Raw genomic sequence first — 14,008 nt, 5'->3', positions numbered from 1 at the left:
CATTGGCTAAGGAGATAGAAATGGGCATCGGGATTAAAGAAGATAAGCCTTCTTTAAGGGCGGTTAGTGGCGTGACGGCAAAGCCATTCGGGTTTCCAGATGCGCAAGGATTGTATTCTCCTAAAAATGAACATGATGCCTGCGGCGTTGGCTTCATTGCCCATATGAAAAATGTCAAATCACATAAGATCATTGAAGATGGTCTGTTTATGCTTGAGAATATGGAACATCGTGGTGCAATGGGCGCGGATCCGTTGATGGGGGATGGGGCCGGTTTGCTTGTTCAGATACCTGACCGTTTTTTTCGTGAAGAAATGGAAGCGTCAGGCATTAAGCTTCCTCCTGTAGGTGAATATGCTGTTGGACATATTTTCATGCCGCAGGATGATGAAATGCGGGCTCATATTGAGCGCATCATTAAAGAGGTCATTCTTGCTGAGGGGCAGGAGTTTATTGCGTTTCGTCATGTGCCGGTTGACAACTCATCCCTGTCAAAAGCGCCTGCGATCGCTGCAACAGAACCGTTCCATTTGCAGGTTTTTATCAAATGCAGCAAAAATATCACCAATAATGATGATTTTGAGCGGCGCCTATTCATTCTGCGTAAGGTAATTTCAAATCGTATTTTCCATGAAACAGGTGGGCGGGATAATGGTTTCTATATTGTTTCCATGTCATCGCGAACCATTGTGTATAAGGGGATGTTCCTCGCCTATCAGGTTGGCGCCTATTATAAAGATTTGCAGGATGAACGTTTTGAAAGCGCCATTGCGCTTGTTCATCAGCGTTTTTCTACCAATACATTTCCGTCATGGAAATTGGCGCATCCTTATCGGATGGTTGCTCATAACGGTGAAATCAATACGCTACGTGGTAATGTGAACTGGATGGCAGCCCGTCAAACGTCCGTTGATTCAGAGCTTTTTGGGAATGATATTTCAAAGCTCTGGCCGATTTCTTATGAAGGGCAGTCGGATACAGCTTGTTTTGATAATGCCTTGGAATTTCTTTTTCAGGGCGGGTACTCGCTTCCGCATGCCATGATGATGCTAATTCCTGAAGCTTGGTCAGGAAATGGTTTGATGAGTGATGAACGTCGCTCTTTTTATGAATATCATGCTGCATTGATGGAGCCATGGGATGGCCCCGCGGCTGTTGCTTTTACTGATGGACGTGTAATTGGTGCAACACTTGATCGTAATGGTCTTCGTCCTGCACGTTATATCGTTACTGATGACGATTATATTATTATGGCATCTGAATCCGGTGTTATTCCGGTTGAGGAAAAGCATATTGTTCGCAAATGGCGTTTGCAGCCTGGTCGCATGTTGTTGATTGATCTTCAGCAAGGCAAAATTATTTCTGATGAAGACATTAAAAATGAAGTGGCGCAAAAGCATCCTTACAAACAATGGCTGGCAAATACGCAGTTGATCTTGGAAGAGCTCGCTCCCGTGGAACCGCGTTCATTGCGTAAGGATGTCTCGCTTCTTGATCGTCAGCAAAGCTTTGGATATAGTCAGGAAGATACAAAAATTATTATGTCGCCAATGGCGACAACCGGGCAAGAACCTATTGGTTCTATGGGGACAGATACGCCGATTTCGGCAATGTCCAAACGTTCAACTTTGCTTTACACATATTTCAAACAGAACTTTGCACAAGTCACAAACCCCCCGATTGATCCGATTCGCGAAGAATTGGTTATGAGCCTTGTTTCTTTTATTGGGCCGCGTCCTAATATTTTTGATCTTGTTGGTACATCACGGCGAAAGCGTCTTGAGGTACGTCAACCTATCTTGACCAATGTGGATTTGGAAAAAATTCGTGCAATCGGACAAACCGAGGATCGTTTTGATACCAAAACAATTGATATTACCTATTCGGTTCAAGAAGGTGCCGCTGGTATGGAAGGTGCGCTTGAACGCCTCTGTGAACGTGCAGAAGCTGCAGTCCATGGTGGTTATAACATTATCATTCTGTCTGATCGTCAGGTTGGACCTGATCGTATTCCAATACCGGCATTATTGGCAACAGCTGCTGTCCACCATCACTTGATCCGTAAGGGATTGCGTACTTCTGTGGGGCTGGTTGTTGAGACGGGTGAGCCTAGAGAAGTTCATCATTTTTGTTGTCTTGCAGGTTATGGTGCAGAAGCTATTAACCCATATCTTGCGTTTGATACATTGATTGACATGCATAAGCGTGGCGAATTTCCTGCCGAAGTCAGTGAGCATGAGGTTGTATATCGTTATATTAAATCTATTGGCAAAGGCATGTTGAAAGTTATGTCCAAAATGGGCATTTCTACCTATCAATCCTATTGCGGCGCCCAAATATTTGATGCAGTTGGCCTGAAGCAGTCTTTCATTGACAAGTTTTTTACGGGCACAGGAACAACCATTGAAGGTGTTGGTCTTGCCGAGATTGCAGATGAGACTGTTCGGCGCCATAAAAGCGCATTTGGTAATGATCCTGTTTTGGCTAATTCTCTTGAGGTTGGCGGTGAATATGCTTTTCGTATAAGAGGTGAAGCCCATATATGGTCGCCTGATGCAGTTGCAGATCTTCAACATGCCGTACGCACCAGTAATCCGGAGATTTTTACGCAGTATTCGCGCCGCATTGATGCGCAGGCTGCTGATGCCAAGACTATTCGCGGGTTGTTTCATATCCGCACAGCCGTAGAGCGTGGTGAAAAAGCGATTGATATTGCTGAAGTAGAACCGGCCAGTGAAATCGTTAAACGCTTTTCTACTGGTGCGATGTCCTTTGGATCGATTTCCAGAGAAGCACATACAACACTTGCTCGGGCGATGAACCATATAGGTGGAAAATCTAATACGGGTGAAGGTGGCGAAGAGCCGGATCGTTTTTATCCGCTTCCTGATGGCACTGCTAATCCACAACGTTCTGCGATCAAACAGGTTGCTTCAGGCCGCTTTGGTGTAACGGCTGAATATCTTGTTAATGCAGATTTAATCCAGATTAAGGTTGCACAAGGCGCGAAGCCGGGCGAGGGTGGGCAGTTGCCTGGACATAAAGTCGATGCAACTATTGCTAAAACGCGCCATTCAACCCAGGGCGTGGGGCTAATTTCCCCGCCGCCGCATCATGACATCTATTCAATCGAAGATCTGGCTCAGCTGATTTATGATTTAAAAAATGTCAATCCGGTTGCGGATATTTCCGTCAAACTGGTTTCTGAAATTGGTGTTGGTACGGTTGCTGCCGGCGTGGCAAAAGCCCGTGCTGATCATATTACAATTTCTGGTTATGATGGCGGGACTGGTGCTTCGCCGCTTACTTCGCTTAAGCATGCCGGAAGTCCGTGGGAAATGGGGCTTGCTGAAACTCAGCAAACTCTGGTTCTTAATGGACTTCGTTCACGTATTGCTTTGCAGGTTGATGGTGGCTTACGAACAGGCAGAGATGTTATTATTGGCGCATTGCTTGGTGCAGATGAATTCGGTTTTGCTACGGCACCTTTGATCGCCGCAGGTTGCGTTATGATGCGTAAATGTCATCTCAATACCTGTCCTGTGGGTGTTGCAACACAGGACCCTGTGTTACGTAAACGGTTTAAAGGGACGCCAGAGCATGTCATTAATTTCTTCTTTTATTTGGCAGAGGAAGTACGTGCTTATTTGGCTGAGATGGGTTTCAAAAAGCTGGATGATATTATCGGACAATCTGATCTTCTCGATAAACAACCCGTAATTGATCATTGGAAATCCAATGGTCTTGACTTTAGCAAGATATTCTTCAAGCCGGATGCTGAGCGTAAAAATATTTATCATACACAGATACAAGATCATCCGATTCATGATGTTTTGGATAGAAAGCTCATTGAACAGGCAAAACCTGCATTGGAAGAGAAAAAGTCGGTTGAAATAACAACGGCAATACGCAATGTCGATCGTTCAACCGGTGCGATGCTTTCGGGTGAGTTGGTCAAGCGTTATCGTCATCGGGGGCTGCCGGATAATACAATCAATGTTAAATTTACTGGTACAGCGGGACAGGCATTTGGTGCTTTTCTGGCCAAAGGAATTACCTTTGAATTAATTGGCGATGGTAATGATTACGTTGGAAAAGGACTTTCCGGAGGCCGTATTATCGTTCGTCCATCTGATGATTCAAAACTTATTGCTGAAGATTCCATTATTGTCGGTAATACCGTTCTTTATGGTGGTATTGAAGGTGAATGTTATTTCCGTGGCGTTGCAGGTGAACGCTTCGCCGTGCGCAATTCCGGTGTTGCCGCCGTTGTTGAAGGTGTCGGTGATCATGGTTGTGAATATATGACAGGCGGTGTTGTTGTTGTTATTGGTCAAACAGGACGTAACTTTGCCGCTGGTATGTCAGGTGGTGTTGCTTATGTTCTTGATGAGGATGGGGACTTTGCACAACGTTGTAATATGGCAATGGTCGAGCTTGAACCAGTGCCGGAAGAAGATGATATGCTTGAAAAGCTGCATCACCATGGTGGTGATCTTATGCATAAAGGCCGTGTCGATGTCTCGGCCAATATGACCCATCATGATGAAGAGCGCTTGGCACAAATGATTGCTAATCATCATCATTATACAGGATCTTTACGTGCCAAGGAAATTCTTGATCACTGGGATAAATATAGACCTAAATTTGTTAAGGTCATGCCTGTTGAATATCGGCGAGCCTTGGAAGAAATGGAACGTATGCGTATGGGAACTGCTGCCGAATAGGACTGTTTTGATACGGGTTATAAATACGGATTGGTAAAATGGGTAAAGTTACAGGTTTTTTGGAAATTGATCGGCAATCACTAAAGTATCAGCCGGCATCTGATCGTATCAGGCATTTCAGGGAATTTGCTATTCCTTTGAATGAGGATGAAGTACGTAAACAAGCCGCACGTTGTATGGATTGCGGTATTCCATATTGTCATGGATCAACCGGTTGTCCTGTTAACAACCAGATACCTGACTGGAATGATTTGGTCTATAATGGCAATTGGGATGAAGCGATCCGCAATTTGTTTTCGACCAATAACTTCCCCGAATTTACCGGTCGCATTTGTCCGGCACCATGCGAGGAAGCCTGTACACTCAATCTTGAGGATGTACCGGTTACAATCAAGACAATCGAACAGACATTAGCAGATAAAGCAGCTGAGGGTGGTTTTATAGAGCCGCAACCATCAGCTCATAAAACCGGTAAAAAAATTGCCATCATTGGATCGGGACCTGCAGGCATGGCTGCGGCCCAGCAATTGGCGCGTGTTGGACATAATGTTGATGTTTATGAACGGGAAAGCCGTGCTGGCGGTTTGTTACGTTATGGGATTCCAGATTTTAAAATGGAAAAGCACCTAATTGATCGCCGTATCGCCCAGATGGAGGGTGAAGGGGTGACGTTCTATTGTGGTGTCAATGTTGGCGTTGATAAAAGTGTTCAAGCGCTCTTAAAAGAGTATGATGCGGTGCTTTATTGCGGCGGTTCTGAAACACCGCGTGCCTCAACAATCCCTGGCTCGGATTTACCGGGCGTCTATGATGCGATGCATTACCTTGTGCAGCAGAACCGGCGTCTTGGTCGTGAAAATATTGAATCTGTCGGCTGGCCGTCGCCTGCAATCATTGCCGATGGCAAACACGTTGTTGTTGTTGGAGGTGGCGATACTGCTTCTGACTGTGTTGGAACAGCCTTTAGGCAAGGGGCGGTTAAGGTTACACAGCTTGATATTCGCCCACAGCCACCTGAAAAGGAAGATAAGTTGAGTGTTTGGCCTTACTGGGCAACAAAAATGCGTGTATCGACCAGTCAAGCAGAAGGGGCCGAGCGTGAGTTTCAGGTTGCCACCCTCGAATTCATTGCTGAGGAAGATGAATTGACTCATGTAAAATGTTGTCATGTAGATGAGAAACGTCAGCCTATTGTCGGTACTGAATTTTTTATCCGGGCGGATCTTGCTTTTATTGCAATTGGTTTTGCCGGTCCTTTTGAAACAGGTGTTTGCAAGGAACTTGGCAACAAGCTGGTATTATCGACAGATCGTCGAGGAAGCCGTTCTGTAACGGCCAATGATCAGGACTATAAGACCAATATCGATAAGTTTTTTGCAGCGGGTGATGTTCGTCGGGGGCAGTCTTTGGTGGTGTGGGCTATTCGTGAAGGGCGACAAGCTGCCCATGCTATTGATAAATTCCTGATGGGTGAAACCGTTCTTCCACGTTAATCGCGTATTGATATATCTGTTATGGATTATAGGTGGCGCTGATGTGCCACCTTTTTCATACGAACATTGAAATTGGTATTTTATTATAAAAAATGGTCGGAGCGGCGGGATTCGAACCCACGACCCCTTGACCCCCAGTCAAGTGCGCTACCGGGCTGCGCTACGCTCCGAGCCGTTGAAATCCCTATAGGCTTGTGCGTGAAGGTTCAAGCAAAAATTGTCTTTTTTTTAAATTATTACAAAAAGCCAATCTAATGACTTCGATTATTGGTTTTGTGGTGTGGAATCCGCTACAGAATTAAGATACTCAATTAAGGCGTCAATATCCTCATCGTTGTTAATTCTTATGGAGGCCATTTTTGTGCCAGGAACCATAGCGCGCGGATTATGCAAATATTGTTTTAGCGTTTCTTTTGTCCATATAAGTCCATCTTTGCCGGCTTCGATCATGGCGGGTGAATAATAGTAGCCTTCTACGCTTCCCGCTTTGCGCCCCATTAAATTTTTGAGGCTAGGGCCAACCTTATTACGATCTTGGTCGGCAAAATGGCAAGCAATGCAGCGATTGAATACTTTTTTCCCTTGGTCGACATTCTGAGCAATCGATGCTGTAACCGGCAAAAAGGCAGGCAAGAAAGAAAAGATCAGAATTATGCGCAGCAAGTTCATAAAAAGCTTCCACGATGAGTAAATAGATTGTTAGATTGGATAATATCGATATATGATATTTGTATTGATTCAAAGAGCTGCTATTGGCCCCTTTACGGACTGGGTGTGAATTCCCATATCAAGTGTCTCATTTTGAAAGATAAAAATATGGCAAGATTTTCTGTTATGACCCTGACCGATGCCGCAGTGGATCGCATCAAAGAGATTATAGCATCCAATAGTGATTCTATTGGTCTCATAATTGGTGTCAAGAAAGGTGGCTGTGCCGGAATGGAGTACACGATCGAGCTTGCGAAAGAAGAGCCACAAAATGCGGATTGTGTTGAGCAGGATGGAGCGCGTGTTTATGTTGAGCGGCAAGCAGTTCTTTTTTTACTTGGTACCCAAATGGACTTTGAGGTGACGACATTACGCACCGGGTTTATATTCAATAATCCCAACCAGACTTCAGCTTGTGGTTGTGGCGAGTCCGTTGAAATAGTTCCTGTTTCAGCTGAGAAAGTTGATGTCCTAAGTAAAGCAAATTGATTATTTATTTGTTTTGTAAGGACTTTGCCTTATTCCATAGTCTTTCCATTTCTTCCAGTGTTGTAGAAGAAAGTTTTTTTCCATCTTTCATAAGCTCGCTCTCGATATAGGAAAAGCGATTCCGAAATTTCTTGTTTGTTTTGGCTAAAGCTTGTTCTGCTGAAATTTCGAGTCTGCGAGACAAATTCAAAATTGTAAATAGTACATCACCAAACTCTGATTCGATTGCATTTTTATCTTGCTCCGAAATCGCACATTTCAGTTCGTCGATCTCCTCATCAAGCTTATTAAAAATAGGTTTGGCTTGTTTCCAGTCAAATCCAACTTCAGCGGCTTTGGCTTGCAATTTGATTGCTTCTATATAAGGCGGCAGGGAGGAGCGTACACTATCCAGATAGCGCTCTTCTGGATGTTGCGATAGCGTATCATAATCTTGTATTTGCCGGCGTTCCTCTTTTTCTATTGCTTTTATCTGTTCCCAGTCTCCTTTTTGTAATCCGCGTTTTTTTTGTTCTTCCGAGCCAAAAACATGGGGGTGACGGCGGATCATTTTTGTCGTGATGGCTTTTACAATATCGCCAAAATCAAACATGTTTTTTTCTTCAGCCATACGCGCATGAAAGATAATCTGTAACAAAAGATCACCAAGCTCTTCACAAAAATCATATGAATTTTGGCGATTGATGGCGTCGGCAACCTCATATACCTCTTCGATCGTATAGGGCATAATCGTCTCAAAAGTCTGTTTGATATCCCATGGGCAGCCCGATTGAGGATCGCGAAGGGATTGCATGATTTCAATCAGTCGGTTGATGTCACGGGAGGCTTCCATTTTTTTCCTATAAAGTGGTTGTGATTGTATATCCATGCCATGCTTCAATCTTGTTTTAATCATCATCTTCCCGCATAACAGGTCAATTCGTTTTTTCCAATTGGATATTGAAATGAAAATACTTGTTACTGGTGGTGCTGGTTATATAGGTTCTCATACCTGTGTTGCGCTTTTAAATGCAGGGCATGATGTTGTTGTTGTCGATAATTTTGATAACAGCCATCCAGAGGTTCTCAAAAGAATTTCTTTAATCACTGGTCGAGATGTTTTTAATGAATCAGGTGATGTGCGTGATCGTAGTTTTTTAGAAATGGTTTTCGATCGTCATCATTGTGAGGCGGTTATCCATTTTGCCGGATTGAAAGCTGTTGGAGAATCAGCAGAAAAGCCGCTTACATATTATGATTGTAATGTTATAGGTTCTTTGCGTCTTCTTCAGGCCATGCGCTCAAGTGGTATCAAGAAGCTAGTTTTTTCTTCGACAGCTACAGTATATGGCAATCCTGTCTATCTTCCTTATGATGAAGATCATCCATTGGCGCCGGAGAGTGTCTATGGTCGTACGAAGCTTGTCGTTGAAAATATGTTGCAAGATCTTGTTGCTGCAGAACCTGATTGGGCTATTTCGATTTTACGTTATTTCAATCCGGTTGGTGCTCATGAAAGTGGTCTGATAGGGGAAGACCCTAAAGGTATTCCCAATAATCTGATGCCTATCATTGCGCAGGTTGCTTCTGGACGTCGGGAAAAGCTAATGATCTGGGGTAACGATTATAATACACGTGATGGAACAGGGGTTCGTGACTATATTCATGTCGAAGATCTCGCACTTGGGCATCTTATGGCGCTTGAGAAGCTTGATAAGCCCGGTTGTGATGTAATTAATCTCGGTTGTGGGCAGGGACGTAGTGTCATGGAAGTGATACGGGAGTTCGAGCATGTTTCAAATCGGCCGATAGCATATGAGGTTGCGCCTCGCCGTGCCGGTGATATTGCTGAATTTTATGCTAATCCCGAAACAGCCTATAAAAAGCTGGGGTGGAGGGCCGAACGTAGTCTTGAAGACATGTGCAAGGACATGTGGAATTTTCAGATAAAAAATCCGGATGGCTACCAATAGAATATCAAAAAATTATAATTAGCGCCTATGATGTTTTAAAAGATAAATTATTGCGAAAAAACGGGGACGGCCACTGTTATCGAGGCATTCAATGCACTGATAGTTTTTTTTGGGGGGGCTTACCGATTAAGGCGTTTTATCCAGCGGGGATCCTTATCAAGCCAACGTTTATGGAACCACATCCATTGATCCGGATATTCACGCACCCATGTTTCAACGGTATCATTGAGTTTTTGCGCCGTTGCACTAATATCAATATTACCTTCTTTATCGCGAGGAAGCTCCATACGTTCATAAAGCTCTAGACGATAACGCCCTCCAGGCAAACGGATACAGCGAGCAGGATACACATCGCAGTCATATTGACGTGCAAGCTTTGCCAAGAGTGGGTTGGTTTTAACTGGCCGTTCAAAAAAAGTTCCTAATACACCCTGACGATATTTCTGATCAACCAGCATACCCACATTCTCGCCCTCGGCGAGTTTACCAGCCAACACCCATGCCGATCCGGCTTTTGAAGGAACAAGATGCCCCATGGCTGTACGGCGCCTGCGCAAAACCCTTTTGGCAATATAAGGATTATTAGGAGGACGAAATAAAGCGGTCACATTGAGATCAAAGGTTGCGGCACAAATTGGCAGCAATTCGAAATTGCCCGTATGGGCGGTAAAAAAGATATGTGGCTTTTTCTCGTCGCGAAGACGCAGGAATATTTCAATGCCATCGACTTCAATAAGACCGGGTTCACTTGCATCAGGATCAAAGTCGAATATCTTGTCAAGAAAGACATATTCTGCAAAAAGACGCCCCATATTATCCCACATTTGGCGAGCTATCTTTTTTATTTCGGCGTCATCTTTTTCGGGATAGGAAAGCCGCAAGTTTTCCAAGGCGATCTGATGTCTTGGCATGAAAGGGCCAACTGTACGGGCAAGCCAAGCAAAGAATGAAATACCTGCATGTGCGGGAAAAAAACGCATGAGTGCCAAAATCCAAGCAACAACATGGGCCCACAACCAATCCCACCAGTCTTTTAGCTTACTGGTCAGACGATAGAGGAACAATTTTAGGCGAAGCTTAAACATCAATCAATTCTTAGGATGATCTTTCCAAAGACATCGCGTCCTTCCATGCGGGACAAAGCTTTATCAATTTCGTCAAAACCAACAATTGTATCAATAACCGGTTCAACAATACCTTCTGCCATTTTCTGCATAGCATTGGCCATATTTTCCATTCGACAACCAAAAGAACCAAAAATTTTTAGCTGTTGTTGAAAGAGCTGCATCAAGTTCATGGATGTTGATACACCTGATGTAGAACCGCAAGTAACCAGACGGCCACCTCTCTTAAGACAAAGCATGGATCCAGCCCACGTGTCGGCTCCGACATGCTCGAAAACGACATCAACACCTTTTTTCTTTGTCAGTTTGCGAACGACACCCTCAAAACGGTCTTCACGATAATTGATAACATGATCGGCACCTAATGCTTTAGCCTTTTCAATCTTGTTGTCCGCACCAACTGTTGTAATAACTGTACATCCCATTTTTTTTGCCAACTGGATTGCTGCGGTACCGATACCTGAGCCTCCAGCTTGAACTAGAATAGTTTCGCCCGGCTGCAACTTTGCATTATCAAAGAGCATGTGTTCAACAGTACCAAAGGTAACCGGTGCAACAGCTGCCCCGATGGCATCACAAGCGGGAGGCGCTGGAACCAATAGACGGGCAGGGAGATTAACCGCTTCGCAGGCAAAACCATCAAGATGGAAACCATGGACACCACCAACATGTGTACAGAGATTATCCCGTCCTTCCCGACAAGCCCGACAGATTCCGCAGGTGCGTGCACCATAAATAGAAACAATTTGGCCTTCTTGTAAATTTCCGACGCCAGAGCCAATTGCTGAAACCTCACCCGACGCTTCTGCACCGATAACAAGTGGCATTTTTCGTTTGGCAAAAGCCATACCGCGCCATCCCCATACATCGATATGATTTAAAGCGACCGCCTTGATTTTGACAGTTACCTCACCGGGACCGGGTGGTGGCGGCGGTGCAATATCAGTCACTTCAAGACGACGATCATCAAGGAGCTGGAGTGCGCGCATCATATTTCCTTTGCTCGGGTTTCAATGACAGCCAAAGCTGTATGTTGAATGTCGGAATTAACCTTTAAATGCCCGAATGACAAGGCTGCTATTTTGCCCGCCAAATCCAAAGGAGTTGGATAGAACAGAAGCAACTTCAGCCTGACGGCTGACATTGGGAACAACATCAAGCGGAATTGTCGGGTCGGGCTCGTCATAATTGATGGTTGGGGGCAAAATTCCGGTGTGGATTGTAAGCAACGAAAATACAGCTTCAATAGCACCCGCCGCCGTCAAGGTATGCCCAATCATCGACTTGTTTGAAGATACTGGAATATGTTCAAGGTTGCTGCCAAAAACCGATGACAAGGCCAGATATTCCATTTTTTCATTTTCAGGTGTGGATGTACCATGGGCATTGATATAATCAATTCCGTCAATATCAAGACCAGCGTCAGCCAATGCGGCCTTGACCGAACCAATTGCTGGAGAAGCATCGGGTTTTGAACGGGTACGATGAAAATCATCCGCTGTCTCGCCACAACCTGCCAAGATACCCAATATTTGAGCGCCTCGTTTTACTGCACTTTCCAAAGATTCAAGAACCAGTGCGCCAGAGCCTTCAGCCATAACAAAACCATCACGTCCACGTGCAAATGGTTTGGCTGCCTTTTCAGGAGGTTCATTCTGGGTCGACAAAGCAGAAAGCAATGAAAACCTAATTAAGGCTTCAGCCGAAACAGAGCCGTCTGTGCCTATCGTCAGTGCACGATCGGTTTCACCACGACGAATGGCCTCAACACCAAGTTGGATGGCTGTTGCCCCCGAGGCACAAGCCGTCGAGAGAGTAACAGGCAGGCCTTTTGTACCAAAACTGTCTTGAAGACGTTCTGCAATATAACCGAATTGGGTTGTGTTGAAAAAAGCTTCATGTGATGTTTGATGACAAGTTTGCAATAAATGGCTGTAACTTGCCTCGCCAAGGGCGGCTGCTTCATCGGCCAAAGCAAATCGTGCTTTCCAGTCTAATTCGACAGGTGGCGCGGCTAAAAATAACGGACCACCAAAATCTGTTTTGTTAAAACCAGACTGCTCAAGCGCTTCTTCTGCCGACAAACGGGCTAATTTTTCTGATAATGCGGAAGCACCTTTGTTGCTCTCATCAAGAAAATCAACCGTGCCAGCAATACGTGTTGCCAGTGTTTCAACGGGAAAACGTGTGATTTTATGGATGCCGCTGATACCGCTTGTCAGTTTCTTCCAGTTTTCATCTTTGCCTTGTCCCAGCGATGACACAACACCTGCGCCGGTAATAGCGACTACAGGACGGCCAAGATGGTCTTTAAAATTGGTCATGGTTTCGTCCTCAAATTGCGGTTAAACGTGCAAATCCTTCGCCACGATGAATACCTATACCGCTGACAATCGCAGAATGGATGGGATTTTCCAAAGCTGTTTCATCTTTACTCAACGGGCTAAAGGCGCATTTATTTTTAAGCGCAATTGCAGCCAAAGCAACGGCAAAAGGAAACTGTGCTTCGCGCATATGGCCAAGGAGCGTACTCATCGCGCGATAATGGATTCCGGTTTTATCAAGTATGTTCTTTTCTTCTACTGTCGGAACGCTGACACCCGAAGCTGAAGATACAAGAAAAAGGTCTTCATCTTTTTTGATTGTATCAAGCATAGTAGCGATTGTTTTGCCAAGTGGCTTATGCTGTCTATTGGTCTGCTCTGCCAGAACGGAATGAATTTCGGCATAGATTTTTGCGTTACGTGCTTTAGCATGCTCAGCATTTTCAAGCACCAGAAAAACACCACCAGACCCGGTAATCAGGCCTGAAGGAGACGATGTATCACGCTCCCAAACAGGAGCCCAACCGTCATTTTTCAGCAGTCTGTTAAGCTCTTGCCCTAAAAGCATATCAAAATGGCTACTATTATAGGAACCACCAATCAATGCATGGGTACTTTGACCGGCTGCAATACGTTTTACAGCAACATCCAATGCTGCAATACCAGACGCTTCTTCACCCATAAAGGTACGAGATGACCCCGTAACTTTATGAACAATTGAAATGTTGCCGGCCAGCAAATTCGACAATTGGGCAAGAAACAATGTGGGACGCAGTTCTGTTGATAACATTGTGTTCAACATTGTGCCCCGATCACTTGTTTCACGTGCTTTGGCCAATATCTGCGTATCGACATCGATATCACGCTCTCCACCGCCAGCAGCTACAATCATATCCATTGTCGATGTGAGCGCTTCATTTCCTTTCATGCCGGCGTCATCAAGCGCCAGGCCGGCTGCATAGGTGCCTATACGTTGCCAAGCTTCCATTTGCCGCTGGTCACTACGTTTTGGTATTTGTGCGTTCCAATCCACTTCACACAAAGGATGCACGATGTAAGGTGCAAAATCCTGTGTGTTAAGGATAGGCTGCTTCCTCTCATTCAAGGCATTCCAATGCACATCAACGCCTTCACCTAAAGATGAAAGAATACCAATACCTGTTATGACAACCGATTTTTTTTGCATGTAAG

10 protein-coding genes and 1 tRNA gene are annotated in these 14,008 nt (G+C 44.8%); 4 read left to right on the top strand and 7 right to left on the bottom strand.

Annotated elements, in window-relative coordinates; all coding sequences use genetic code 11:
- Positions 1 to 20 precede the first annotated feature (20 nt).
- Together gltB and ACYZ97_RS04660 are read left to right on the top strand one after the other, a co-directional pair.
- Positions 21 to 4,727: a glutamate synthase large subunit gene (gltB, locus tag ACYZ97_RS04665; RefSeq protein ID WP_473300309.1), complete on the top strand. Its 4,707-nt coding sequence runs from the start codon at positions 21 to 23 to the stop codon at positions 4,725 to 4,727.
- A gap of 38 nt (positions 4,728 to 4,765) precedes the next feature.
- On the top strand, positions 4,766 to 6,220 hold the full coding sequence (locus tag ACYZ97_RS04660; RefSeq protein WP_473300308.1) for a glutamate synthase subunit beta: 1,455 nt from the start codon (positions 4,766 to 4,768) through the stop codon (positions 6,218 to 6,220).
- Between the two features lie 93 nt (positions 6,221 to 6,313).
- Here the strand turns inward: ACYZ97_RS04660 and ACYZ97_RS04655 are convergent.
- A tRNA-Pro gene (locus ACYZ97_RS04655) sits at positions 6,314 to 6,390 on the bottom strand.
- Positions 6,391 to 6,484: 94 nt separating this feature from the next.
- Positions 6,485 to 6,889: a c-type cytochrome gene (locus tag ACYZ97_RS04650; protein ID WP_473300307.1), complete on the bottom strand. Its 405-nt coding sequence runs from the start codon at positions 6,887 to 6,889 to the stop codon at positions 6,485 to 6,487.
- Between the two features lie 147 nt (positions 6,890 to 7,036).
- On the opposite strand from ACYZ97_RS04650, the gene sufA reads away from it, so the two are divergent.
- Positions 7,037 to 7,417 (top strand): Fe-S cluster assembly scaffold SufA, encoded by a 381-nt coding sequence (gene sufA / locus ACYZ97_RS04645; protein WP_473300635.1) that lies wholly within the window; start codon positions 7,037 to 7,039, stop codon positions 7,415 to 7,417.
- Positions 7,418 to 7,421: 4 nt separating this feature from the next.
- Here sufA and mazG read toward each other — a convergent pair whose 3' ends face one another.
- Positions 7,422 to 8,210, bottom strand: a complete 789-nt coding sequence (gene mazG / locus ACYZ97_RS04640; protein WP_473300634.1) for a nucleoside triphosphate pyrophosphohydrolase — start codon at positions 8,208 to 8,210, stop codon at positions 7,422 to 7,424.
- A gap of 151 nt (positions 8,211 to 8,361) precedes the next feature.
- On the opposite strand from mazG, the gene galE reads away from it, so the two are divergent.
- A complete protein-coding gene (gene galE / locus ACYZ97_RS04635; RefSeq protein ID WP_473300306.1) occupies positions 8,362 to 9,369 on the top strand; it encodes a UDP-glucose 4-epimerase GalE in 1,008 nt (335 codons plus the stop codon).
- Between the two features lie 119 nt (positions 9,370 to 9,488).
- Here galE and ACYZ97_RS04630 read toward each other — a convergent pair whose 3' ends face one another.
- The 4 genes from ACYZ97_RS04630 to ACYZ97_RS04615 are packed head-to-tail and all read right to left on the bottom strand — an operon-like array spanning position 9,489 to position 14,003.
- Entirely contained in the window at positions 9,489 to 10,457 is a 969-nt protein-coding gene (locus tag ACYZ97_RS04630; RefSeq protein WP_473300305.1) for a lipid A biosynthesis lauroyl acyltransferase, read from the bottom strand.
- Positions 10,454 to 11,482: a zinc-binding dehydrogenase gene (locus ACYZ97_RS04625; RefSeq protein ID WP_473300633.1), complete on the bottom strand. Its 1,029-nt coding sequence runs from the start codon at positions 11,480 to 11,482 to the stop codon at positions 10,454 to 10,456. Before ACYZ97_RS04625 ends, ACYZ97_RS04630 begins: the two co-directional genes overlap by 4 nt.
- A gap of 57 nt (positions 11,483 to 11,539) precedes the next feature.
- Positions 11,540 to 12,817 carry a beta-ketoacyl-ACP synthase gene (locus tag ACYZ97_RS04620; RefSeq protein ID WP_473300304.1) on the bottom strand — a complete coding sequence of 426 codons (1,278 nt, stop codon included), beginning with the start codon at positions 12,815 to 12,817 and terminating at the stop codon, positions 11,540 to 11,542.
- A 10-nt stretch (positions 12,818 to 12,827) separates the two neighbouring features.
- On the bottom strand, positions 12,828 to 14,003 hold the full coding sequence (locus ACYZ97_RS04615; protein ID WP_473300303.1) for a beta-ketoacyl-ACP synthase: 1,176 nt from the start codon (positions 14,001 to 14,003) through the stop codon (positions 12,828 to 12,830).
- Positions 14,004 to 14,008 lie beyond the last annotated feature (5 nt).

This window comes from Bartonella sp. bp_1, from assembly GCF_055808085.1.
This window is presented reverse-complemented; position numbering and strand designations above follow the sequence as displayed.